Origin of the sequence: Bacillus sp. HSf4 (assembly GCF_029537375.1) — a bacterium.
GTDB classification, from domain to species: Bacteria; Bacillota; Bacilli; order Bacillales; family Bacillaceae; genus Bacillus; species Bacillus sonorensis_A.
On the sequence record NZ_CP120679.1, the window covers coordinates 1,942,930 to 1,965,824 of the forward strand.

The window sequence follows — 22,895 nt, forward strand, 5'->3', positions numbered from 1 at the left end:
CTTGTCCGCCGCCTTTCGTTTACATCGTTAACAAAGCCTGTTCTAATTCAGCCAGGATTTCGTCTGTTTTTGATAGATTGCAGTTGCTGAGCATGATGAGGACCTTCTTTTGATCCATGTATCGGTTGATTGAGCTGAAAAAGCCGTGAATCTCGCCATCATGCCATATTTTATACTTGTTTTCTTTATTAATAAACCATCCGTATCCGATCGAATTGTTTTGAACAAGAGCCGGAGAAGGGCCCTCTGTTGGAAATGCAGGCTTTTTAACACAGCTGTAAAGCGCTTCTTTCAGTGCGGTTTTTGAGACCAGCTTTTCGGTGTAAAGCGCCCTGTCCCATAAATACAGGTCCTCAACGGTTGAGTAGAGTCCGCTTTCTCCATAGCCGTAAACAGTCGGCGCCTTGATCATTTCCCGATTGATGTTTAAATATCCGATCGTTGGGGAAATATCTGCCGGTGAAGTGAAAAAGCCGGAGTTTTTCATGCCTAAAGGTTCAAATATCAACTGTTGAATGACGTTTGCGTAAGTATCACCCATGACCTCTTCAATGATTTTGGCGAGCAGTATGTACCCGGAATTGCTATAGTTGAATCTTTGTCCCGGTTTGAATTCGAGCGGCTTATCAATAAAACGGGATATGTATTCGTCAAGCGGTGCCAGCTCCAATTCCACATCAAGCAATTCGTCCTCTAAAAAATCCGGAATTCCTGACGTATGGCTTAATAAATGCTTGATGGTGATCTTGTCCCCATTTGGATAGCCGTTTACATAGTGTTGAACGGGATCGGCTGTAGAGAGCAGTCCTTTTTCATGGAGCTGCATGACCGCTATCGCTGTAAACTGCTTTGTCAAAGAAGCGATTTGATACCGCGAATCCGATTCGTTTTTTATTTTATCCTTGCAGTCGGAAAACCCGTATCCTTTCGATAAAATCACTCCATGTCGATCCGCCAGCAGAATGCTGCCGTGGAAATGATTTTTTGCTGCCTGTTCCATTAGATAATCATCAAGATGTTCAGTTGTATACACCAATTAAACCAGTCCTCTCATCATATTGTGGAATGAACGTGCCGGACTTATATGTTGCACGCGACGTGACAAAATAACATTATAAAAATTTTCTTTTGCTTTCCATCATTCACAATATAATTTAAACTAAATTTAAAATAAGGCAAATTTTTGACATCGGAAAAATCAGCTGTTTTTCCGGTGTTTTTTTGATATAGAAAACGATTGGCAGATAGACTCGGGATCATAAAATGAGAAAAAGGTCGAGGTTGATCTTCAAGATGGGGCTAAAGGTCTCGATTCGGCTGTGAAGAAAAGGACTATATTAGTATTTTTCAATTTTACTTTAATTTTGAAGGGTTTTTCCTTTATGATCTATAATATATTCTTTACCATATATGAAAGATGATGTCTGAACATAAGACGGCTATGCTATACGGCAATGTTCTTTTAAAAAAATAATGGGAGGTTTTTAGAAAATGGAACAAAGACATATCGCCATCTTTAATATACCGGCTCACGGGCATATCAACCCTACGCTCGCTTTAACGGCAAATCTCGTCAAACGCGGCTACAGAGTCACATATCCGGTGACAGATGAATTTGTGGAAGCGATTGAAGAAACAGGTGCCAAACCGCTCCGCTACCGTTCAACCTTAAATATGGATCCCCGCCAAATAAGGGAAATGATGAAAACCAAGGATATGTCCGAAGGTCCGCTGATGTTCAAGAAAGAGGTTGAAGAGGTGCTTCCTCAGCTTGAAGCGATTTATGAGCATGACAAGCCTGACCTCATCATTTTTGACTTTATGGCGATGACGGGGAAAATATTAGCGGAAAAGCTTGGCATAAAAGCGGTTCGGCTTTGCTCGACATATGCGCAAAACGACCATTTTCAATTCAGCTATCTTTCCAGGGAAAAGTATCAGGCTGAGCTGACGGATGAGCAAAAAGAGGCTTTGAAAAATTCGAATCTTCCGTCATTTTTTGAGGAGGTATTCAAGCCGGCCGATCTGAACATCGTCTTTATGCCGCGCGCTTTCCAGCCCTATGGGGATACTTTTGATGAACGGTTCTGTTTTGTCGGACCTTCTCTGAGCAAACGCAAGTTTCAGGAAAAAGAAAGCACGGCGCTTTTGCATGGCGATGACCGTCCCGTCATGCTGATTTCTTTAGGAACGGCATTCAACGCCTGGCCGGAGTTCTATCAAATGTGCATTGATGCTTTCGGCGGTTCAAAATGGCGCGTCATCATGGCGGTGGGCACCACGATTGATCCAGAAAGCTTTGCGAACATGCCGGAAAATTTTTCAATTCATCAGCGTGTTCCACAGCTTGAAATCCTTAAAAAAGCCAGTCTGTTCATCACCCACGGAGGCATGAACAGCACGATGGAAGGACTGAATGCAGGTGTTCCTTTGATCGTCATTCCGCAAATGGCTGAACAGGAAATGACAGCAGAGCGCGTTAATGAGCTTGGTCTTGGAATACACCTGAAGCCTGAAGAAACAACTGTTGCTATATTACAGGAAGCCGTTTCAGAAGTTGATGGAGATGCGGAGCTGATGAAACGGGTTCAAGATATGCAAAAAAACATCAAAGAAGCAGGAGGCGCGGAAAAAGCCGCCGATGAAATTGAGGCGTTTCTGGCGCCGGCCGCTGTAAAATAATTGTGACGCTCGGGGGACCGCAAATGTTTCCCGGGCTCTTTCGCCGTTACAGACTCATAAGGATGGCATGTTTTGAACATACTACCTTCTATTCACGGGACTTTTTAGACTAGGAGGTAGTGTAATGGCTAAACAGGGCAATTTCAAAAAGACGATTTCTCTGTTGGATCTGATTTTGATCGGGATGGGCGCGATATTTGGGTCAGCGTGGTTATTTGCCGTCAGCAATGTCGCTTCAAAAGCCGGTCCCGCGGGAAGCTTTTCCTGGGTAATCGGAGGGATCATCATCCTTTTAATCGGGCTTGTGTATGCCGAGCTCGGCGCCGCTTTGCCGCGAACGGGAGGAATCATCCGCTATCCGGTGTATACGCACGGCCATCTTGTCGGCTATATCATCTCATTTATTACGATCGTCGCCTACACGAGTCTGATTTCAATCGAAGTGACGGCGGTCCGGCAATATGTGGCGTATTGGTTTCCCGGCTTGACAATAGAAGGATCAGAATCACCGACTATCATCGGCTGGCTTTTGCAGTTTGCTTTATTATGCTTATTCTTTCTGTTGAATTTTTGGAGTGTGAAGGCATTCGCCAAGTCCAATTTGATCATTTCCGTTTTTAAATACTTTGTGCCGCTGACCATTATTGTCGCTCTCATGTTTCATTTTAAAGGAGTCAACTTTACGACAGCGGAATTTTCACCGTTTGGTTTTGGCGGTGTGCAGGCATCGATTTCGACAGGCGGGGTCATGTTTGCCTATCTTGGACTTCACCCGATCGTTTCGGTTGCCGGGGAAGTCAGGAATCCGCAGCGGAATATTCCGATTGCCCTGATCATATGCATCATTGTTTCAGCATGTATTTATACGATTCTGCAAGTGCTGTTCATCGGCGCGATTCCGACAAACATGCTTGCTGACGGCTGGAAAGCGATCGGCCGCGAATTTTCTCTTCCGTTTAAAGATATCGCCGTTTTGCTCGGCATGGGATGGCTTGCAACATTGGTTGTACTTGACGCGATTTTATCCCCGGGCGGAAACGGAAATATTTTTATGAATACGACTTCCCGCCTTGTGTATGCATGGGCGCGGAACGGCACATTGTTTCGTGTGTTTTCAAAGGTCGATAAGCCGACTGGCATTCCCCGTCCGTCTTTATGGCTGTCATTCGGACTGGCTGTATTCTGGACGCTTCCATTTCCATCTTGGGATGCGCTTGTCAATGTCTGTTCGGTTGCCCTGATTCTTTCGTACGCGATTGCCCCGGTATCCGCAGCGGCCTTAGATCTCAATGCAAAACATTTGAAAAAACCGCTCCGCATCAAGGGAATGGCAGTGATAGCGCCGATCTCATTCATCTTCGCCTCATTCATCGTCTACTGGTCAGGCTGGAATACCGTCTCATGGCTGCTCGGCTCCCAGCTGGTCATGTTTGCGATTTACTGGGCCTGTCAAAAGTACGTTCCGAAGGACGATGTTCCATTCGCACAGCAGCTAAGGTCCGCATGGTGGATCGTCGGATACTATGTGATGCTTTTGATTTTGTCATACGTCGGGTCTTTCGGAAACGGGCTGGGCTTATTGGACACACCGCTTGATTTGATTGTAATCGCAATCGGTTCGCTCGGAATCTTTTACTGGGCGAAATATACGGCTCTGCCAAAAGCCGTGATTGACTATGACGAGAAAAAAGAACAAACGGTTTAAAATCATAAAAGAACCTGCCCTCAGGCGGCAGGTTCTTTTCATATCTCTACATTTGAGGAAGGTCTTTGGCCACTTCTGCGGCTTGTGTGTCAATTTGAATCTGTTTAGGTAAATTGCTTGGATTGTAATAGCCTTTGGAAATCATGTAATTGGTGATTTGCTCATGTGTTTCAATGGCATCGTTTAAATATTGCTTCAGTGTTTCCCGAACGTCAGGGGAAGAGGTTTCCGTAATGGCTGTTGCAATGTTTTTAACACCTGTTTTCGCTGTAATCAAAAAATCGGTGGCGATGACCTGCTCAGTCATAGCGCCCATTCCCGTCATATTTTGGATGAATTCATTCATAGAGATTCACCTCTCATCGACAAGAGTCCCTGCAAATGTTCAATCTGATGCTTTGTTTGTGATGCATCCCGTTCAAGGATATCCCGAAGCTCCTGATCCTTCACCAGTCCGGTCATGGTCGAAGATTTCGTCAGACAAAGATTTTTAAACATCAGAAGCTCATGGAGCTCCAATGTTTCATGAATCCCATTATTCAACATTCAACATCCCTTTCAGGTTTAGTTATCGTCAATTATTATCATGTTTTCTTGAAAGTTTATCCGATCCAATTTTTAACAATTAATCGAGGGTTACACCCTTCTGACGCGAAAGAATTTTGTCAGCAGCCACGGGCCTTGCGGAAAGCTGAGGGTTAACTGCCATACACCTCCGCCGTCAAGATCGAATTCGCGCATCAGCTGCATTTTTTTACCGATGCTTCGGGCGTCTTCAAACCAGACGATATGCTTTTTACCTTGTTCATCGGTATATTCAAAAAATGGGGATTCATATCGTTTGTCGTATTGGATCGGAGACTGATGTTTCATGGCAAGCTGAACGGCATCTTGATTGGCGATTCCCGGGGAAACGGTTCCAGGCTGGTAAGGAAGCGTCCAATTATAACCGTAAAGCGGAAAACCGAGAATGATTTTTTGTTTCGGAACCTTGGTGAGGGCAAACTGGATCGTTTGCCGCACTTCGTCAATCGGGGCTACAGGTCCCGGCTCGCTCGCCCCGTGGTGCCAGTCATATGCCATGATAAACATGAGATCGCTGGCCGAACCGATACCTCCGTAATCATAGCCTTTTAACCAGGCGATATTCTCGTTTGTTTTTGGCGGAACAGCGACCGTCAGGACATAGCCGGCCGGCTGCAGGCGATTTTTTAATCGGCGCAGAAAACCCGAAAATAAATCTCGGTCTTCTTCCATAATTTGTTCAAAGTCAATATTGACGCCGGCATAGCCTTTTCTCGAAATCGTCGCGAAAATATTTTCAATGAGATTGTTTCTGGCCTCGGGCTGATTTAATACTTGATGAGCCAATGACGGGCTAAATCCCGTTTCCGTTAAATTGGTGACGGTCATGAGAGGAGGAACGCGGCGCCTCCATGCGGTTTGAACGGCCGGCGGATCGTTGAGGTCGCTTAATGATCCATCGCTTGAAAAATGGTATTCAAAAAACGCCAAATATGTTGTATAGGGTGCAAAATTGTTGATCAGCTCCCGGTCTAATTGTGGATTTCTTAATGTGTAATAGCCTAAACCTGTAATCGGCTTTTTCGGTATGTCGGGAATCGTTAATTTCATGCCGGGTCTCATATTTCCGGGTGTAACCGACCGGTTTGCTCTTTGCAGGCTTTCCGAGGATACAAATGCCTGGCGGGCGATCGAGTAAAAGCTGTCTCCGGGCTGAACGGTGTATGTAAACAGCGGAATCAGGAGAGCCTGTCCGGGAACGAGATTTGTCTCCGCCAGCCCGTTTGCTAATCGGATTTGATCGACCGCAATACCGAAGTTGGTCCCGATGACAAATAAAGAATCTCCAGGCTGAACCGTATAAATAAACAACTGTTACACTTCCTTTGCTCTTCTGGCTTTGACAGTGTGATCCTAATGCTTATGTCTATGACTTGCCCGGAAGGATCATGAGCCGATTTCCAAAATTGCACGACTAGGCTAAAAAAATTTATTCCTTCTATTAAAGGAGATGATGAGTGATTGGGGAGGTACAAAGAATTTGATGCAGCCCTTGTCCTCCATAAAGCGATGAAGGTATTCGGGCAATACGGCTATGAAGGAGCATCCCTTCAGGATCTGCTCAAAGCTACAGGAATTGCTCGGCAAAGTTTGTACACTGCTTTCGGCACTTGAAGACAAAAACGCCAAAGTCATCGTCCGCCTTGAAAGCCCTGGTTCGGTTAAGCAAGCACAGCTTAGATGCTTTGAAAGATTGTGACCGTTCAAAAGCGTGCTGCATCATCAACAGTGCGATTGAACATATCCCTCATGATCCGGATATTGCCGATTATTTTCATAAGCAGACAAGGGAGCTTGAATCGCTTTTTACAAAGCGCTCGTCAAGGTTGTGGCAGAGGGGGAGCTGAAGAATGAGCGGGATCTCCGGTCAACTGCCCGTTTTTTAACGCAAACGCGGCTGTCGCTGACTTTTAAGCCAAATTGACATCGGATTTCGCCATTTTGCAGGATATGATCGATGTCAGCCTGTCCGTGCTGGAGTGATCATTATCCATTTTTTTGGTAAATAGAGACGATCACTTTGCTCCGTTCTAACCAATTTAGATTGATCAGTCGAAAAATGATGAGGTGAGATCAATGACTCGCAGCACTCTTGATTTCATGAACGAATGTTTAGCTTAGTGCTGAAAAAGGATATGAAGCAATGGATTGAACTTTGGGGTGACAATGCCGTATTGATTGCCGCCTGATATGCCAGCTTGTGGAAGCACGCTTAACAGAAGACTGTAAAAGCCGGGCTGAACGGTCATTTAGCGCTTTTTTTGACCGTTCAGTCTTGAATTTGTTTCAATAAAACTTTTCATTGATTTCCCACGATTCGACTGTACAGTAAGCTGTATGAGGATCCATCCCCATGCCCATTAAATAGGCCATCGCCGCCACTTCTTCCATGGCATGGTGATATGAAGTCGCTTGCGCTTCTTGCAGCCCGTAATGAACAAAGGGAGCGACCGTGCATAATGTGACCGGTTTTAGATGAGGAAATAACGGGCATTTGATCTGGTGTGCGAGGGCCTCAGACTGCGGGTACTGCGGAAAGTGAACGTTCGGTTGCGGCTGTTGGACGGTTCCCATCACATGCATATTTTCTTTGTTTTCCATTGATTTCGTCCTTTCTCGGTAATATTCGCTGTATCGTATGCTCCGCTCGTGTCCTGTGTGTTAGGCCATTGTCACGACACATACAAGCAAATAAAAGGACAAAGACGATCAAACAACGGTAGACTAAATATAAGATGAAAGAAGGAGGCTGCTTTTAAATGGCAAAACATCATTTTTATTTACAGGCCGACTGGCCGGGAAAAAGAAACGATGTCGGAAGGATTGAAAGCGGAAATCTAAAAACCGACATTTCCATACCGAATGAAATGGACGGTCCCGGTGCCGGAACAAATCCGGATGAGATGCTGCTCGGTGCAGCTGCAACATGCTATATCATTACACTTGCGGCAATGATGGAAAGGAGCGGCCTCGAAAAAGAGGAGCTGACAATGGAGTCTGAAGCCGTAGTCGATGTCACAAACGGTCTGTTTACATATGAAAAAATCATTCACAGGCCGCTGATCCGCCTGCAAAAAGGCGCTTCCGAAAAAGAGGTGACGCTTGCCCGAAGACTTGCTGAAAAAGCGGAGACCTCATGTATGATTTCCCGGGCCGTCCAAGGAAATGTTGCGATCGAACTTGAGCCTGAGATTATCGTTGGAAAGACACCTTAACCAGGCCGAGCGGTCATGTTTGGCCTGAAGATGGTTCGATTGTGATCTGCCGCTCGCTGTCAGCTGTTTCCGCATGCTTTGAATTGAGCAAAACGACGCCGCCGATAATGAGGATCAGGCCGAACATCGTTTTGATGCTGAACGGTTCATTGAACATAAAATATCCGATGGCCGCAGTCAAGGCTGTCCCTGTTCCTGCCCATGTCGCATAGGCGGCGGACAGGGACAGCGTTTTTAAAGAAAAGCTCAGGAACGTAAAAGAAGCCGCAAAGCCGATCACGACTCCGGCTGTGGGTCCGGGGGCGCTGAAACCTTCCGATAACTTCAGCATCGTGCTTCCGAATACTTCTGAAAGTATGGCTGCCGCCAAAAATAAAATGCCTTTCACGGAAATCTCCTCCTTATGACAGATTGATCAGAACAACGCCTGATACAAGGCAGATGATGCCGGCGATCGCCCGGCGATTCAACCTTTCCTGGAACCACATGACACCGATGACGGCTGTTAAGACAGTGCCCGCTCCGCTCCATGTCGCATATGAGAGGCTGAGCGGAATGAATTTCAATGTCAAAGACATCATGTAAAAAGCGAGGCCGTAGCCTATTACAACGAGAATCCCGGGCTGCCAGCGCGCAAAACCGTCGGATACTTTCAGCATGGCTGCTGCGGCTGCTTCCGACAGGATTGCAATCAGAAGGAAAATGTAGCCTGCCATCATATAAAATCCCCCTTTATCCTTTTCATTGCATGATTCAAAAGGAGGGCTTTCCCTTCATCAGCCATTTCCGAAAACCGGGTGCCAATCGCAAACCAGCCTGATCATGTGAGCCAGAGCCGGATTGGACAGATCCTCTAAAGAGCTCTTGGTTTGAACTCCGCATAAAACGCCAGCCATGGTTGAAAGAAGCCCTTCATTATAAGCTGTTGCAGCAAGAACGCTTGTACACAGCTGAATCGTATTGTTCATTTTTATATCGTCAAGCGTAAAGAAACGGTTTTACGTAAGCTCCCTGGCACAGTGCCTGGTACCTCCGAGGAAATGGCCAGGAGTTCGCTTCTTCTCTCGACCGAATGAAGCATCAGGTGTTATAGCGGCCGCTTCAAAGATTTCATCTTTTTAGACATAAAAAAAACCCCCGCTTACGAACCGGTTGGTAAAATCCATCATAATTGATCCTAAAGTTTTAAGTCAAGAAAAAATTTATGTATAAAGGCCCCGAAAAAGAGCCTTTATTTGTCAATAGTAATAAGGATAGTAAGGATACGGTGGATAAGGGTATGCCAGCGGACTGAGAAGCGCTCCAGCTGTCAGGCCGCCCAAGAATCCTCCAAAAAACGGTCCCGGTCCGAAAAACGGGCGACCGAAAGGCCCGCCGAAAAAAGGTCTGCCAAAAAAAGGTCTGCCGATGATTCGCTGATCTCCGTCATAAAACGCCGGATTGTGGCCGAAATGATTCATAAAAAAACCCCTCCTATAATAAAATGAAACCTGACTAACATCAATGTATTCTGCCCAGCCGTTTTTGCCTGGGCAGTCGGCCAAAAAAGGAGTGAGCTATAGATGCCGCTGTATCAGTCAGATTGGGCAAAGTCCCCAGCTCATGCCCATGCGTACATGGCGCGAACTTCCAGAGCCAATGGCCACTACCATTTAATTGAAGGGTTTTCACAGCCTGCAAACGGGAGTAATACAGATGGGCACGTTCATTTTTATTCAGGAATTACATCATTTGAAAACGAGCATTACCACAGATACTACGGCATTACCGGACCTGCGATTCCGCGGGCGGACGGGACGCACTACCATGAAATCGAAGACACCACTTATTTGGCTTACTCAGCCGCTCCGCCGATTCGATTCGGAGGTGTTGTTTACGTAAGCGACAGCGTCAGGAGAAGGCACAGACATTCATTTAAAGGGGCCACCAGAGAAATCGTTGGAAATGAGCCGCTCGGCTGGTGAATAAGGAAATGTTTACCACTTCGAGAAAACGGGTAAAATGAAATGGGTGTTTTCGAACGCAAAATGGTATAATGGATGGAGCTTGTTTAAAGAGAGTGATCATGATTGAATAAAAAGAAGCCGCCGGTCGTCGTTCTGATCGGACCGACCGCTGTCGGAAAAACACAATTAAGCATCATGCTGGCTGAAAGTCTAAACGCCGAGATTATCAGCGGCGATTCGATGCAGATCTATAAACGAATGGATATCGGCACAGCGAAGATTAAACCTTGGGAAATGAACGGGATCCCGCACCATCTTCTTGATATAAAAGAGCCGACGGAATCCTTTTCCGTCGCCGAATATCAAGAGATTGTAAGAAAGAAAATGGCGGAAATCGAAAGGCGCGGGAAGCTGCCGATGATCGTCGGAGGAACCGGGCTTTATATCCAGTCCGTCCTGTATGACTACTCATTTACCGAAGAGGCGGGCGACCCCGGGTTTCGGACGGAGATGGAGGCGCTCTATATGGAGAAGGGAGCCGGATATGTCCACAGCCTTCTCGAAGAACGCGATTCCGAAGCGGCCAGGGCCATTCATCCGAACAACATGCGCAGGGTCATCAGAGCGCTCGAAATTTTACATACGACGGGAAAAACCATGTCTGAACATATGGAGCGACAGCAAAAAGAGCTGATGTACAACACCGCTCTCATCGGTTTGACGATGGATCGAGAGGTGCTGTATGACAGAATCAACAAGCGTGTCGACCAGATGATGGATGAAGGGCTTTTGGAAGAGGTAAAGCAGCTTTACCGTGAAAACGTGAGAGATTGTCAGTCTGTTCAGGCGATCGGATACAAAGAGCTTTACGCCTATCTTGAAGGCAGGGTATCGCTGGAGGAGGCGGTGGAGACGCTGAAACGCAACTCGAGGCGCTATGCCAAACGGCAGCTGACATGGTTCAGGAACAAAATGGACGTTTCCTGGTTTGATATGACGCCACCTGTCAAAATCGAGCAGAAAAAACAGGAAATTTTCAGTTGCATAGCAGGAAAGCTCGAACTTTAATCGAAACAATATGATATAGAGAAACAAGGAGGACCAGAAATATGAAATCGATAAATATTCAAGATCAGTTTTTGAATCAGATTCGGAAAGAAAATACATTTGTCACGGTCTTTTTGCTCAACGGATTTCAGCTGCGCGGTCAAGTAAAAGGATTTGACAACTTCACCGTATTGATTGAATCGGAAGGAAAGCAGCAGCTTATATACAAACACGCCATTTCCACATTCGCCCCGCAAAAAAACGTTCAGCTTGAACTCGAATAGCGAGATTCGGCCACACTAGACCGAGATTGTTGACAAAGTCCTGACACGGTTTACTCCTTCAGGACTTTGTCATCTTTCAGCGTGACTCGACACCTTTGCAGGTCTGACAGCGATGCGGGGGGATTTGTCGACACGCTTTAGACCATGCCCGGCATGGTCTTTTTGATGTTTCGGTCATAACAAAAATAAAATCTCGGTGCTTTCAAATTTACAAAGCGGCGTCCAATCGCTAAACTAAGTATTGTTTAACCAAATCAGTTTCAAATGCAAAGGAATGAGTTGACAATGAAACCTAAAATAGTCATCAATCACTGGGAAGAAACATGTGAAGATGATTCATGCTATGAATACGGCACAAGCATTCTCGTAAATGGCAAAGAGCTTATCAGGGAAGCTTCGATCCTCACCGCCGTTCAATCCGTCCTTAAGGAACTCGGCATTGAAGCCGATATTAAAGAGGTATGTGAGAACAAGTGTTGCGACGCTTACAAAAAATAAGTGAAAAAGTCTAGTCTTCTAACTCAATTTTTTTCGTGTTATGATAGATTTCGGTTTCATGAGTAGGGTGAGCGACGGCTCTCATTCTACTCATATTTCTTTGGCCTTTAGGCCTCCCAGAGCTGAAGCGAATTGTGAACTTTTTCAACTCGCGTATCAATATATTGTGTTTTTTCGAATGATGGTATACTATATATTGTGTAAGGACGAGTTGAGAGACTCTGAAACAATTTTAATAGGTCGTGATAATGATGATTCAGATCGTATTTGATTCAAAAACGGGAAACGTTCAGCGCTTTGTGGAAAAAACGCCTTTTCATCATAAGCGGAAGGTCGCTGCAGCGGAATATCTAGACGAACCGTTTATTTTAATCACGTACACGACAGGGTTTGGGGAAGTTCCGAAAACAACCGAGATGTTTCTTGAGAAGAACGCCCACCTTTTATTGGGTGTGGCGGCAAGCGGAAACAGAGTTTGGGGAGATAATTTTGCAAGAAGCGCAGAAAAAATATCGAAACAGTATCAAGTTCCGATTCTCTGCAAATTCGAGCTCAGCGGGACGGCCAAAGACGTTGAACTGTTTACTCGGGAGGTAGAAAGAGTTGTCACAAAATCAAGTGCCAAAATGGATCCAGTTAAACAATGAGATCATGATTCAAAAAGACGGGAAATTCCAGTTTGATAAAGATAAAGAAGCTGTACATAGTTATTTTGTCGACTACATCAACCAAAATACGGTATTTTTCCATGATCTGAAAGAAAAAATCGATTACTTAATAGAGAACGACTACTATGAAGAAGTGTTCTTAAGCCAGTACACATTTGAAGAAATCAAAGAAGTATTCAAAGAGGCTTACGCAAAAAAATTCAGATTCCCGTCCTTTATGAGCGCTTTTAAGTTTTACAACGACTATGCGCTGAAAACGAATGACAAGAAAAAAATTCTTGAGCGCTACGAAGACCGGATCTCCATCGTTGCTTTATTTTTTGCAAACGGTGATAAGGAGAAGGCGAAGGAATTTGTCAGAATGATGATCAACCAGGAATACCAGCCGAGCACGCCGACATTCCTCAATGCCGGACGGAAACGCCGCGGCGAGCTGGTCAGCTGCTTCCTCTTGGAAGTCAATGATTCCTTAAACGACATCTCCAGAGCCGTTGATATTTCTATGCAGCTTTCAAAGCTGGGGGGAGGCGTGTCGCTAAACCTTTCGAAGCTCCGTGCGAAAGGCGAAGCGATCAAAGACGTTGAAAATGCGACAAAAGGCGTCGTCGGCGTAATGAAGCTTCTCGACAACGCGTTCCGCTACGCTGACCAAATGGGTCAGAGACAAGGCTCCGGAGCGGCGTACTTAAACATTTTCCACCGCGATATCAACGATTTTCTTGATACAAAGAAAATCTCAGCCGATGAGGATGTCAGGGTGAAAACACTGTCCATCGGGGTGGTGATTCCCGATAAATTCGTCGAGCTTGCCAGGGAAGATAAAGCGGCATATGTATTCTATCCGCACACCATTTATAAAGCATACGGCGAGCATATGGACGAAATGGACATGAATGAAATGTACGACCGCCTCGTTGAAGACCCGAGGGTCAAAAAGGAAAAAATCAACCCGCGCAAAATGCTTGAGAAGCTGGCGATGTTAAGGTCTGAATCCGGTTATCCGTACATCATGTTCCAGGACAACGTCAATAAGGCGCATGCCAATAACCATGTGTCCAAGGTTAAATTTTCCAACCTTTGCTCAGAGGTCCTTCAGGCATCCCAAGTATCATCCTATACGGATTACGGCGAGGAAGATGAAATCGGTCTGGATATCTCCTGCAACCTGGGTTCTTTGAACATCCTGAATGTCATGAAAAACAAATCGCTTGAGCAGACGGTGAAGCTTGCGACCGACTCGCTGACGCACGTATCGGAAACAACAAACATCACAAACGCGCCGGCTGTCAGAAAGGCAAACAAAGCGATGAAATCGATCGGCCTCGGAGCGATGAACCTGCACGGATATTTGGCGCAAAACGGTATCGCCTATGAAAGCGAAGAAGCGAGAGACTTCGCCAATACGTTCTTTATGATGATGAACTTCTACTCCATACAACGGTCCGCAGAGATCGCCGAGCAAAAAGGGGAGACGTTCTATCAGTATGAAGGCTCTTCATACGCGACAGGAGAGTACTTTGAAAAGTACATCACACAAGACTTCTCGCCTAAATTTGAGAAGATTGCCAAGCTATTTGAAGGCATGCACATTCCGACGAAAGAAGATTGGAAACAGCTGAAAGAATACGTCAAAGAGCACGGGCTGTACCACAGCTACAGATTGTGCATCGCACCGACGGGATCTATTTCATATGTGCAGTCAAGCACAGCATCCGTGATGCCGATTATGGAGCGGATTGAAGAAAGAACATACGGCAATTCCAAAACATACTATCCGATGCCGGGCCTTGCGCCAAGCAACTGGTTCTTCTATAAAGAGGCGTATGATATGGACATGTTTAGAGTCGTGGATATGATCGCAACGATCCAGCAGCACGTTGACCAAGGCATAAGCTTTACATTGTTCCTGAAAGATACAATGACGACACGCGATCTGAACCGGATCGACCTCTATGCCCATCATAAAGGAATCAAAACACTTTACTATGCAAGAACGAAGGATACAGGGCAAGAAGGCTGCCTTTCTTGTGTCGTTTGATTAAAGGAGAGTATGCGAAAGTGACGAAAATATATGATGCAGCAAACTGGTCAAAGCATGAAGATGATTTTACCCAGATGTTTTACAACCAAAATGTAAAGCAGTTTTGGCTTCCGGAAGAAATCGCCTTAAACGGCGATCTTCTCACATGGAAGTACTTGGGCAAAAACGAACAGGACACATACATGAAAGTGCTCGCAGGGCTGACCCTTCTCGATACGGAGCAGGGCAACACCGGAATGCCTCTTGTCGCAGAGCATGTTGAAGGCCACCAGCGCAAAGCGGTGCTCAACTTCATGGCGATGATGGAGAACGCGGTTCACGCCAAGTCCTATTCCAACATTTTCATGACCCTTGCCCCGACAGAGACGATCAACGAAGTCTTTGAATGGGTGAAACAAAATAAATACCTGCAAAAGAAAGCGCGGACGATTGTCCGGATCTATGAAGAAATCCGCGGGGGCGACAAAATATCGCTGTTTAAGGCGATGGTCGCGTCGGTCTATCTGGAAAGCTTCCTGTTTTACAGCGGCTTCTACTATCCCCTTTATTTTTACGGACAAGGCAAGCTCATGCAGAGCGGTGAAATCATCAACCTGATCCTCCGGGATGAAGCGATTCACGGCGTTTATGTCGGTCTGCTCGCCCAGGAGATTTACAATCAGCAGACACCGGAGAAGAAAGAAGAGCTATATGCCTTTGCGATCGATCTATTGAAAGAGCTTTATGAAAACGAGCTTGAATATACAGAAGACTTGTATGATCAGGTCGGCCTGTCACACGATGTCAAAAAGTTCATTCGCTACAATGCAAACAAGGCGCTGATGAACCTTGGCTTTGAGGCCTATTTCGAAGAAGAAGAGATCAACCCGATCGTCTTGAACGGCTTGAATACGAAAACGAAATCGCACGACTTCTTCTCCATGAAAGGGAACGGCTACAAAAAAGCAACCGTTGAACCGCTGAAAGACGACGACTTTTATTTTGACGAAAACTAAGACGGACGGTGCGGAAGAAACATCTGTCCGCACCGCCGGCCTAACGGCTGAAAAACAAATAGCATGGCAAAACAAGAGCAGAATCGATCTGCTCTTTTATCTTGAGGAGGAACTTGATCGATGGGGAAAATGGATGAAATGATTCTCGTGGCGCCGCGGGAAGAAGTATTTGCAAAGGAAACGCTGACCTTTCAAGGTGTAAATAGTGATCGGAAAACGATCGAACAGATCATGGCGCACATCGAACGTCATTTCAGTGAGATGAGAAGGGGGGACGCCGAGGAAAACCCTGCCTTTAAACAGCCGATCCCTTATGTTGTCATGAAAAGGGATGATGAAATCTTCGTTTATGAACGGCTTGAAGGCGGCGGGGAAGCGCGGCTTCACAATAAGCTGTCGCTCGGCTTCGGCGGACATATGAACTTTACTAGCGGCCTTGGCTTTTCTGATATTTTGAAGCTGAATACAGATCGGGAGCTTGACGAAGAGCTTTTGATCCAGGAAGCAGATAAAGAAAAAATGGTGACGCTCGGACTGATTAACGATGATGAAAACAGCGTTGGCAAAGTCCATATCGGTATCCTCTCCGCGCTTGAGCTAAAAAAGGGCGCACATGTTGAAGTGAAAGAACAGGATCAGATTGCCGGCCGCTGGATGAAAGCGTCAGATCTGAAAGAGAAAAGCGTCTATGACAGGCTGGAATCATGGTCGCAGTTTGTTGTTGATATTTTAGTATAAGCATAAGAGGTTCGGCTTTACAGCCGAACCTCTTTTTATATTGAACATAAAACCAAAATGCGATATATTGGTTTTATGATGAACAATAACATTAAACCGATTAAGCGGATTTCATTCCGTGAAGAAGTCTACCAAGCGCTTAAACGCGAAATCGTCCATTTACAGTTGAAGCCTGGAGAGCGCCTTCATGATCAGGAGCTTGCTGAGCAATTCGGCATCAGCCGCACCCCTGTCAGAGAGGCACTCAAACGACTGGAGGATGAAGGGCTTGTCGAAGCGGTACCAGGATCGGCAACACGTGTAGCCCCGCTGAACCGTGAAGAGGCAGAGCATGCCTTTCCCGTAACGGCTGCATTGCACGCTTTGGCCGTCCGGCTTTCAATCCCTTCCTTAACAGAGGAGGATATAAAAGAGCTGGAGGAGCATAACAATCGACTCCAGCATGCGATTGAAAAAGAGGACATCATCGCCGCCATTGAAGCAGATGAAGCATTTCACCGCGTATTTTTAAACGCGGCCAAAAATCCGGAAATTATCCGTGCACTGGACAGAATCACCGCCAAGATTTTCCGGCTGGAAATGTCCCAGTTTTCTTCAGTCAGCAGCATGAAATCAGTTGAACAGCATCGAAAGGTCATCGAAGCCGCTCAAAAGAGAAATGCTGAAACGGCGGCGAGGCTTGCCGAGGAGAACTGGCTGAGTCTTGGAAATCGATTGGCCGGACATCAAGAAAAGGAGTGATGGGTTTGAGGCCGATTATACTTGGCATTTGCGCCGCTTTCTTTTTCGCTTTCACATTTGTCCTCAACAGAGCGATGGAGCTCGGTGGGGGAAGCTGGATCTGGAGCGCTTCTCTCCGGTTTCTATTCATGGCGCCGCTCCTCTTTGCCATCGTTTGTATGAGAGGAAATGCGGCACAGGTCTTTCAGGAAATCAAAAAAGCGCCGCTCGGCTGGATGAAATGGAGCATCGTCGGGTTCGGCTTTTTTTATGCGCCGCTGTGTTTTGCCGCCGCTTTCGGACCGGGCTGGCTGATTGCGGGAACATGGCAGGTCACCATCATCTCAGGCTCGCTACTGGCGCCGCTTTTTTATGAGACTGTCCAAACAAAAGCAGGGCTTGTGCAAATCAGGGGGCAAATCCCTTATAAGGGGTTGATGATGTCGCTTTTGATTTTGGCGGGGGTTGTGCTGATGCAGGCGGAACATGCGGCACAGCTTTCATTAAAGGAGATGGTCTTATGTGTTGCTCCGGTCATCTTAGCTTCTTTTGCCTATCCGCTCGGAAACAGGAAAATGATGGAGCTTTGCGGCGGTCGTCTTGACGCATATCAGCGCGTACTCGGAATGACGCTGGCAAGTCTTCCGTTTTGGCTGTTCCTTTCTCTATTCGGCTTTTGGCAAGCAGGTCCGCCAAGCGCCGGTCAGCTTGTCCAATCCGCTTTGGTCGCTGTGTTTTCCGGAATATGCGCGACGATTTTGTTCTTTGCCGCAACTGATATTGTCAAAGGGAATATGCAGAAACTGGCCGCTGTCGAAGCGACGCAATCATTTGAAGTTTTGTTTGCGGCAGCAGGAGAAATTGTCTTCCTTTCAAGCCCGCTGCCCGGAGCCGTATCCTGGGCCGGCATGGTCCTGGTCGTCGTAGGGATGATGTTAAACAGCTATGTATCGAACAAAAAAACGGCGGTCGAAAGCGAAGCTGTCAAAGCATGAAAAACCTGCGATCTGTGAAGACCGCAGGCTTTTTTCTATTCTTGATAAACAAAAGCATCAAATCCGGCGTTTTTTGCCTCCTGGGCCAGTGCTTCAGCATTCGCTTTAGAGGAAAATGCCCCGATTTGCACCTTATAAAGGCTGTCTCTGTAAATGACGATGGCGTCAAATCCTTTGGCTTTCGCCCTCGCCGCAAGATCATCGGCGTTTGCCTTCTTCTCGAAGGCGCCGATTTGAACTTTATAGAGAGCTGTCGTTTTTTTCGACAGACTGAATGCCCTCGCCAGTCCATTGGCATGGCCTCTGACGATGGATTGGATAAAAGTTGGTGATTTCAGTTTATTGGCGTCGTTTGCATTATCCACAAAACCATTTTCCGTGAGCAGCGCCGGCATATTCGACTCGCGCAAAACATGGAAATCGGCCGTTTTCTTACCGCGGTCATTAAAATCGACCGCTTTTAAAATCTCTTCATGCATAATATTCTGGTAGGTGGTGGTAGGAGCGCCGACACCAGGATAAATATAGTCTTCATAGCCTGTACCGCCTCCGGCGTTAATGTGGATTGACAGGTAAAAATCAGCACCCCAGCTGTTTGCGGCGTTCGTCCTTTGCGTCAGACTGACAGTCTGGTCGCTTGTCCTACTCAGCTGCACAGAAACATTTTGATATTCATCAAGCAACAGGTTTCTGAGAGCCAAGGCGATTTGCAATGTGATATTCTTTTCCTGCAAGCCGTTGCCGGTTGCACCTGGGTCTGTACCGCCATGGCCCGGATCGATGAAAATTTTAACCACTAAACATCACCTCACTACATAATCTATGATCACCTTGTAAGAAAGGGTTGTGCGATCATCACCAACTAACAGAATTTTGTCAATATTCGGCTTATTATTGACCTTCGGCAATCAATGGTTGCTTTTTTGTTTTATCTATACTATAATCTAAATACGCTGCATTGTACGTAATGATAATTAAGTTTTAACCTTTAAGCTGTAATAGGGAGTTTTATATCGAACCTGGAATGTCAAGCCTTCTGAGAAAGGACGGCAGGAAAGTTTCTGCAGACACCCACTTTGAGGAGTGTGGTTTAAAACTTTCTTACTTGCATACGGCAATTGCAGCACCTAAGTCATTTTATTTAAAATGGCTTTTTTATTTTGCACCCAAATAGTTGACGATAATAATTTTATGTAAACTATCATTATTTTTAATATTCGAACATTCCATTTAAAGTGTATAATGATAACTAAATCAAACTTGTAGGTGTGAAGCGGAACATGTGCACATGTATATTTTGCGATATCGCGAAACAGAACGTTCATTGCTATGAAGTGTATAAAAATGAACATATCACATCATTTCTCGATCTTAATCCTATCACAAATGGTCATACACTGATCATTCCCAATCAACATATTGAAAGGCTGGATGAATTGGACGATCCCATCCTGGCAAGCGCATTCATGAACGCCTTAATCAAAATTCCTCAAATTTTAATTCAGTCAGGAATTTGTGAAGATTACACGATCCTTTCTGATAATGGAGAGCACGCTCAGCAAGATATAAAGCACGTTCATTTTCATGTGATCCCCAGACATTTACATGAAAAGCCTGTTTTTCGATTAGAAACGAATTGCCATGCAGCGAAAAGAAGCAGCTTATTTTCGGTCTGGCAAAAAATCGTCATGTCCAGGTGAATGGGGAGAGTTGAAAAATCAAATGAAACCTTAATGATCAGTTGGTAGTTACCAATGTCTTAATAAAAAGATGGTGTCCATTTAAAATTTCGCTGTTGTATGTTTCTGTGTAGTGAACTTTAGTGAGATCCTTACAAAGGAGGAGCTTTTATGGAAGAAGGAAAGTTAGTACACATGACTCTAAATGGTATCAAGAAAGCAGTTTCTAAATATGGTACATTCCCTATGTTCCATCATGGGGGGTATGTCATGGAAGATGCTGCTTTTTATTTTGAAGATCCAGCAAGTCCTCAAGCAATTAGCGACTTAGAAAAGAAGTTAGGTGTTACTTTCCCTAATGATTATAAAGAGTTTTTGTTGCAACACAATGGGATGAAAATGTTTGATGGTGTTGAAATACTTAACATAGAAGGAATCATTGAATATAACGAAGTTCAAGATTTCCCCGAGGGATACGTCCTAATTGGATATCATTTTGACGGAAGATATGTCATAGACACAAACAAATCAAGAAACGGATTAGGTTATATGTTATATCTAGATTCAATTGATGCTATAGAAGATGCGGTTAACTTAGATTCTAATTTTGAGATATGGTTTGATATGTTAGTGTCTTCTAACGGGACGAAATATTGGGAAGTGAGTCCGAATATCCAGGAGTATTATAAACTGGTTTCAGAATAAGAAGCCCACGATGGATTTACTTCTTCCTATGAAAATTCACATCGATTGGAATTAAATTACTTGTCTGATTACCTCCGCCATACTCCCTAGGTAGTTGATGATGAACATCAAATTTTGCCCAAGTTTTTTCCATATTTTTTATTGTACCAATCCCTATACGCTTGGCGTTCTTTAGTTCCCCATTTTACTCTTTTGGCACCCATTTAATAAACGCATTAAGTGGGCTAATATATTTAATCCTGATTGCTTATCTGTGTAGTCGGAGGGGAAGAACATACCCTTCATATTGTTAGGTATAATCCTTAAGTCCAAGTTAACGTTCTAATAGTTGGCTTTTTCCACTGTCTACTTAGAAGGGGGAATATCAATCTGGCTGTCTTTTTTGATTAGGTTTATTGTCATGATCTATTCGATTCATTTTCATGGACAGACAGGATTTATTCACCAATTCTTTTCCGTTTAGTGGTAAACTTTCTATTGACCATGACTTAGGAAGGGTTTGGATTCATGAAAGTATATGAAGCAAAATCACTAAAATCCGCCATGGAAGCACGATCACATGAATACAAGAAAGCCAGAGAACAGTTTGTCAATCTGCAAAGGGCTTTTATGGGGATGGCTGACTTAGGCGATGAGTTTCAGGGAAGAGGCGCTGACAATATCAAGTCCTTTTATAAAGAACATGCCAGAAATGTTGATGAATGGCTTGGTATGTTTGACATGCAAATCGCTTTTCTGGACAGCATTGCCGGAGCGTTAGAAGAAGCAGATCTGGCGGGCAACACATTCGTTGACACTTCCTTTCTGGAAAACGAATTAGAGATTGCTTATAGAAAATCAAATGAAATGGTTGCCGAACAAAAGCAAGCGATTAAAGCTATCTTAGAAGACATAAAAGACATCGTTCCGTTAGGAGTCTTTTCAACATTCGACTTTAAAGAACATATCTCTAATTCAAAAGTAATTAAAGACAACACAGTTGACAAAATTCATGAAACCGATTGGAAATTAAAAAACGAATATGAGAAATCGGAATTGAATCAAGACTACATCGATAAAAGAATCAAAGCTTTACTAGACGCTACAGGAAAAGGAAAAAACGCACAACCGATCAACTTCAATGCAAAAGCATATTACGACACAAAAGTATTCAAGTATAAAGATGAAATACATAAGAAAACAGAGGAATACCTTACAATTAAAAAAGAAGAAGCTGAAAAACGCAGGATTGAAGAGTTAAAAGAAAAGCTTGCCAAAGTATCTGATCCTGATGAATATCTTGAAATGGCCAAAGAGATTGGGTATGACAATCTAGACTCAGAGCAGAAACAATATGTTCAGGCACTGCAGAAGATGAAGCGTGATGAGTTCTTTGATCCAATTGGATTTCTTGGGGGAGTAAAAGATAATCTAGTCGATACGGGCATTGGGTTGTGGGACGCTGCAACCCACCCGAAGGAAACACTGGAGGGCATCGGCCATGTGATCATTCACCCCGTAGATACCTTTAACATCATAAAAAAGGATATTGAAGAATCCTTCGAGCGGGATGTGATCAATGGTGATACCTACAGCAGAAGCCATTGGTTCGGATATGCCCTTACAACGGTGGGAACATCGATAGTAGGCTCAAAAGGTGTAGACAAATTAAGCAAAGTCTCGAAAGCCGGGAAAATCGGAAAAGCTGGAGCTAAAGTAAAGTCAGTTACAAAGAAAGCCACAAGCAAAACGATGAAGGTTTCAAAGGAAGCTTTAGAAAAAAGCGTAGCGTCTTTCAAACAATCGATGCAAAGGGTCGCTTCAAACATAAAAGGGATTCAAATACACAACCCTTTTGAGCCGCAAGTTGAATTTGCGGGCATAGGGAAAGTTCCATATAATGTACTCAATGGTGAGAAGATAAAAGAAAAGTTTATTCAGTTTGCAAAGAAAGTTTCTGATCTAAGCAGAAAACCGTTTACAGGAAAAAACATAAATCTTCCTTGGTTGAACAAAGAAAGATATGGAGTTACAGAAGTTAAGGGGCATGTAAAGGTTAAAGGAAAAACTAAGGATGTTGGTCGAAGAGTTTATACATGGAATGATATTGATATAAATCAAAAAAATGAGTTTGGTGTTACAAATCTTGAACTCATGAAAAAGGGGAGTGCTCCTTATGCAAAGGATGGTACTCAAATCAACCTTCATCATTTAATTCAAGAAGAAAAAGGAACAATGATAGAGATTCCAAATAGTTTGCACAGAAAATATTATAAAGTAATCCATGGACTAAAAGGAAAAGGAGAAAGTTTCAGAAATGACCCTGAATTGAAAGCTCAATATAACTCTTTTCGAGGTCGCTATTGGAAGTGGAGAGCCGAAGAAATTGAGAAACAGATGAGGTGAATAATTT

25 protein-coding genes, 1 other RNA gene and 1 pseudogene are annotated in these 22,895 nt (G+C 44.6%); 18 read left to right on the forward strand and 9 right to left on the reverse strand.

Features of this window, described 5'->3' with window-relative positions:
* Positions 1-19 precede the first annotated feature (19 nt).
* On the reverse strand, positions 20-1,033 hold the full coding sequence (locus tag P3X63_RS09895) for a serine hydrolase domain-containing protein (RefSeq protein ID WP_236251123.1): 1,014 nt from the start codon (positions 1,031-1,033) through the stop codon (positions 20-22).
* Positions 1,034-1,491: 458 nt separating this feature from the next.
* Between P3X63_RS09895 and P3X63_RS09900 the strand changes: the two genes are divergently transcribed.
* Together P3X63_RS09900 and P3X63_RS09905 are read left to right on the forward strand one after the other, a co-directional pair.
* Entirely contained in the window at positions 1,492-2,682 is a 1,191-nt protein-coding gene (locus P3X63_RS09900) for a macrolide family glycosyltransferase (RefSeq protein ID WP_077736801.1), read from the forward strand.
* 124 nt (positions 2,683-2,806) lie between these two features.
* Positions 2,807-4,387, forward strand: coding sequence for an APC family permease (locus P3X63_RS09905; protein WP_277692787.1), 1,581 nt, complete (start codon positions 2,807-2,809; stop codon positions 4,385-4,387).
* Positions 4,388-4,433: 46 nt separating this feature from the next.
* Here P3X63_RS09905 and P3X63_RS09910 read toward each other — a convergent pair whose 3' ends face one another.
* The 3 genes from P3X63_RS09910 to P3X63_RS09920 form a co-directional block, all read right to left on the reverse strand.
* Positions 4,434-4,733 (reverse strand): spore coat protein, encoded by a 300-nt coding sequence (locus P3X63_RS09910; RefSeq protein ID WP_026587094.1) that lies wholly within the window; start codon positions 4,731-4,733, stop codon positions 4,434-4,436.
* Positions 4,730-4,930, reverse strand: a complete 201-nt coding sequence (locus tag P3X63_RS09915) for a hypothetical protein (protein ID WP_026587095.1) — start codon at positions 4,928-4,930, stop codon at positions 4,730-4,732. Before P3X63_RS09915 ends, P3X63_RS09910 begins: the two co-directional genes overlap by 4 nt.
* A 93-nt stretch (positions 4,931-5,023) precedes the next feature.
* On the reverse strand, positions 5,024-6,283 hold the full coding sequence (locus tag P3X63_RS09920) for a glycosyl hydrolase family 18 protein (protein ID WP_277692788.1): 1,260 nt from the start codon (positions 6,281-6,283) through the stop codon (positions 5,024-5,026).
* Between the two features lie 150 nt (positions 6,284-6,433).
* Between P3X63_RS09920 and P3X63_RS09925 the strand changes: the two are divergent.
* A pseudogene (locus P3X63_RS09925) lies at positions 6,434-6,955 on the forward strand (TetR/AcrR family transcriptional regulator).
* A gap of 303 nt (positions 6,956-7,258) precedes the next feature.
* On the opposite strand, the gene P3X63_RS09930 reads toward P3X63_RS09925, so the two are convergent.
* Positions 7,259-7,573, reverse strand: coding sequence for a hypothetical protein (locus P3X63_RS09930; protein WP_026587097.1), 315 nt, complete (start codon positions 7,571-7,573; stop codon positions 7,259-7,261).
* 158 nt (positions 7,574-7,731) lie between these two features.
* Here P3X63_RS09930 and P3X63_RS09935 point away from each other — a divergent pair, with 158 nt between their 5' ends.
* Positions 7,732-8,187 (forward strand): OsmC family protein, encoded by a 456-nt coding sequence (locus P3X63_RS09935; RefSeq protein ID WP_277692789.1) that lies wholly within the window; start codon positions 7,732-7,734, stop codon positions 8,185-8,187.
* Positions 8,188-8,200: 13 nt separating this feature from the next.
* Here the strand turns inward: P3X63_RS09935 and erbB are convergent, their stop codons facing one another.
* The 3 genes from erbB to P3X63_RS09950 form a co-directional block, all read right to left on the reverse strand.
* A complete protein-coding gene (erbB, locus tag P3X63_RS09940) occupies positions 8,201-8,575 on the reverse strand; it encodes an SMR family multidrug efflux transporter EbrB (protein WP_026587099.1) in 375 nt (124 codons plus the stop codon).
* A 13-nt stretch (positions 8,576-8,588) separates the two neighbouring features.
* On the reverse strand, positions 8,589-8,906 hold the full coding sequence (gene erbA, locus P3X63_RS09945) for an SMR family multidrug efflux transporter EbrA (protein ID WP_026587100.1): 318 nt from the start codon (positions 8,904-8,906) through the stop codon (positions 8,589-8,591).
* Positions 8,907-9,425: 519 nt separating this feature from the next.
* The gene (locus P3X63_RS09950) at positions 9,426-9,647 is read right to left on the reverse strand and encodes a hypothetical protein (RefSeq protein ID WP_026587102.1); all 222 of its coding nucleotides are present in this window, start codon (positions 9,645-9,647) and stop codon (positions 9,426-9,428) included.
* A gap of 102 nt (positions 9,648-9,749) precedes the next feature.
* On the opposite strand from P3X63_RS09950, the gene P3X63_RS09955 reads away from it, so the two are divergent.
* From P3X63_RS09955 to P3X63_RS10000, 10 genes are all read left to right on the forward strand, one after another.
* Complete coding sequence (locus P3X63_RS09955) at positions 9,750-10,151, forward strand: YmaF family protein (protein WP_026587103.1); 402 nt, start codon at positions 9,750-9,752, stop codon at positions 10,149-10,151.
* Positions 10,152-10,256: 105 nt separating this feature from the next.
* Complete coding sequence (miaA, locus tag P3X63_RS09960; protein ID WP_026587104.1) at positions 10,257-11,201, forward strand: tRNA (adenosine(37)-N6)-dimethylallyltransferase MiaA; 945 nt, start codon at positions 10,257-10,259, stop codon at positions 11,199-11,201.
* Between the two features lie 41 nt (positions 11,202-11,242).
* Complete coding sequence (gene hfq / locus P3X63_RS09965; RefSeq protein ID WP_003182047.1) at positions 11,243-11,464, forward strand: RNA chaperone Hfq; 222 nt, start codon at positions 11,243-11,245, stop codon at positions 11,462-11,464.
* A 285-nt stretch (positions 11,465-11,749) separates the two neighbouring features.
* Complete coding sequence (locus P3X63_RS09970; RefSeq protein WP_026587105.1) at positions 11,750-11,962, forward strand: hypothetical protein; 213 nt, start codon at positions 11,750-11,752, stop codon at positions 11,960-11,962.
* Between the two features lie 251 nt (positions 11,963-12,213).
* The gene (nrdI, locus tag P3X63_RS09975) at positions 12,214-12,609 is read left to right on the forward strand and encodes a class Ib ribonucleoside-diphosphate reductase assembly flavoprotein NrdI (protein ID WP_026587106.1); all 396 of its coding nucleotides are present in this window, start codon (positions 12,214-12,216) and stop codon (positions 12,607-12,609) included.
* The gene (gene nrdE, locus P3X63_RS09980) at positions 12,566-14,668 is read left to right on the forward strand and encodes a class 1b ribonucleoside-diphosphate reductase subunit alpha (protein ID WP_277692790.1); all 2,103 of its coding nucleotides are present in this window, start codon (positions 12,566-12,568) and stop codon (positions 14,666-14,668) included. Before nrdI ends, nrdE begins: the two co-directional genes overlap by 44 nt.
* Before the next feature lie 20 nt (positions 14,669-14,688).
* Positions 14,689-15,666 carry a class 1b ribonucleoside-diphosphate reductase subunit beta gene (gene nrdF, locus P3X63_RS09985; protein ID WP_277692914.1) on the forward strand — a complete coding sequence of 326 codons (978 nt, stop codon included), beginning with the start codon at positions 14,689-14,691 and terminating at the stop codon, positions 15,664-15,666.
* A gap of 120 nt (positions 15,667-15,786) precedes the next feature.
* Positions 15,787-16,404: a hypothetical protein gene (locus tag P3X63_RS09990; protein ID WP_077736787.1), complete on the forward strand. Its 618-nt coding sequence runs from the start codon at positions 15,787-15,789 to the stop codon at positions 16,402-16,404.
* A gap of 75 nt (positions 16,405-16,479) precedes the next feature.
* Entirely contained in the window at positions 16,480-17,145 is a 666-nt protein-coding gene (locus tag P3X63_RS09995) for a GntR family transcriptional regulator (RefSeq protein WP_277692791.1), read from the forward strand.
* Positions 17,146-17,150: 5 nt separating this feature from the next.
* Positions 17,151-18,119: a DMT family transporter gene (locus tag P3X63_RS10000; RefSeq protein ID WP_277692792.1), complete on the forward strand. Its 969-nt coding sequence runs from the start codon at positions 17,151-17,153 to the stop codon at positions 18,117-18,119.
* A gap of 35 nt (positions 18,120-18,154) precedes the next feature.
* Here P3X63_RS10000 and P3X63_RS10005 read toward each other — a convergent pair whose 3' ends face one another.
* Positions 18,155-18,916 carry an N-acetylmuramoyl-L-alanine amidase gene (locus P3X63_RS10005; protein ID WP_026587112.1) on the reverse strand — a complete coding sequence of 254 codons (762 nt, stop codon included), beginning with the start codon at positions 18,914-18,916 and terminating at the stop codon, positions 18,155-18,157.
* Positions 18,917-19,066: 150 nt separating this feature from the next.
* On the opposite strand from P3X63_RS10005, the gene ssrS reads away from it, so the two are divergent.
* From ssrS to P3X63_RS10025, 4 genes are all read left to right on the forward strand, one after another.
* Positions 19,067-19,250, forward strand: a non-coding RNA gene (gene ssrS / locus P3X63_RS10010) — 6S RNA.
* 149 nt (positions 19,251-19,399) lie between these two features.
* Positions 19,400-19,819: an HIT domain-containing protein gene (locus tag P3X63_RS10015; RefSeq protein WP_026587113.1), complete on the forward strand. Its 420-nt coding sequence runs from the start codon at positions 19,400-19,402 to the stop codon at positions 19,817-19,819.
* Positions 19,820-20,068: 249 nt separating this feature from the next.
* The gene (locus P3X63_RS10020; protein ID WP_142246154.1) at positions 20,069-20,503 is read left to right on the forward strand and encodes an SMI1/KNR4 family protein; all 435 of its coding nucleotides are present in this window, start codon (positions 20,069-20,071) and stop codon (positions 20,501-20,503) included.
* 507 nt (positions 20,504-21,010) lie between these two features.
* Entirely contained in the window at positions 21,011-22,888 is a 1,878-nt protein-coding gene (locus tag P3X63_RS10025; RefSeq protein ID WP_277692793.1) for a T7SS effector LXG polymorphic toxin, read from the forward strand.
* Positions 22,889-22,895 lie beyond the last annotated feature (7 nt).

Bases quoted from the DNA above. Each gene is read 5' to 3' on its own strand.
- P3X63_RS10025 (WP_277692793.1), top strand. From the start codon at position 21,011: ATGAAAGTATATGAAGCAAAATCACTAAAATCCGCCATGGAAGCACGA.
- hfq (WP_003182047.1), top strand. From the start codon at position 11,243: ATGAAATCGATAAATATTCAAGATCAGTTTTTGAATCAGATTCGGAAA.
- P3X63_RS09905 (WP_277692787.1), top strand. From the start codon at position 2,807: ATGGCTAAACAGGGCAATTTCAAAAAGACGATTTCTCTGTTGGATCTG.
- P3X63_RS10015 (WP_026587113.1), top strand. From the start codon at position 19,400: ATGTGCACATGTATATTTTGCGATATCGCGAAACAGAACGTTCATTGC.
- P3X63_RS10020 (WP_142246154.1), top strand. From the start codon at position 20,069: ATGGAAGATGCTGCTTTTTATTTTGAAGATCCAGCAAGTCCTCAAGCA.
- P3X63_RS09950 (WP_026587102.1), bottom strand. From the start codon at position 9,647: ATGAATCATTTCGGCCACAATCCGGCGTTTTATGACGGAGATCAGCGA.
- erbA (WP_026587100.1), bottom strand. From the start codon at position 8,906: ATGATGGCAGGCTACATTTTCCTTCTGATTGCAATCCTGTCGGAAGCA.
- P3X63_RS09935 (WP_277692789.1), top strand. From the start codon at position 7,732: ATGGCAAAACATCATTTTTATTTACAGGCCGACTGGCCGGGAAAAAGA.
- P3X63_RS09930 (WP_026587097.1), bottom strand. From the start codon at position 7,573: ATGGAAAACAAAGAAAATATGCATGTGATGGGAACCGTCCAACAGCCG.
- P3X63_RS09990 (WP_077736787.1), top strand. From the start codon at position 15,787: ATGGGGAAAATGGATGAAATGATTCTCGTGGCGCCGCGGGAAGAAGTA.
- P3X63_RS09900 (WP_077736801.1), top strand. From the start codon at position 1,492: ATGGAACAAAGACATATCGCCATCTTTAATATACCGGCTCACGGGCAT.
- nrdI (WP_026587106.1), top strand. From the start codon at position 12,214: ATGATTCAGATCGTATTTGATTCAAAAACGGGAAACGTTCAGCGCTTT.
- P3X63_RS09970 (WP_026587105.1), top strand. From the start codon at position 11,750: ATGAAACCTAAAATAGTCATCAATCACTGGGAAGAAACATGTGAAGAT.
- P3X63_RS09910 (WP_026587094.1), bottom strand. From the start codon at position 4,733: ATGAATGAATTCATCCAAAATATGACGGGAATGGGCGCTATGACTGAG.
- P3X63_RS09995 (WP_277692791.1), top strand. From the start codon at position 16,480: ATGATGAACAATAACATTAAACCGATTAAGCGGATTTCATTCCGTGAA.
- P3X63_RS09955 (WP_026587103.1), top strand. From the start codon at position 9,750: ATGCCGCTGTATCAGTCAGATTGGGCAAAGTCCCCAGCTCATGCCCAT.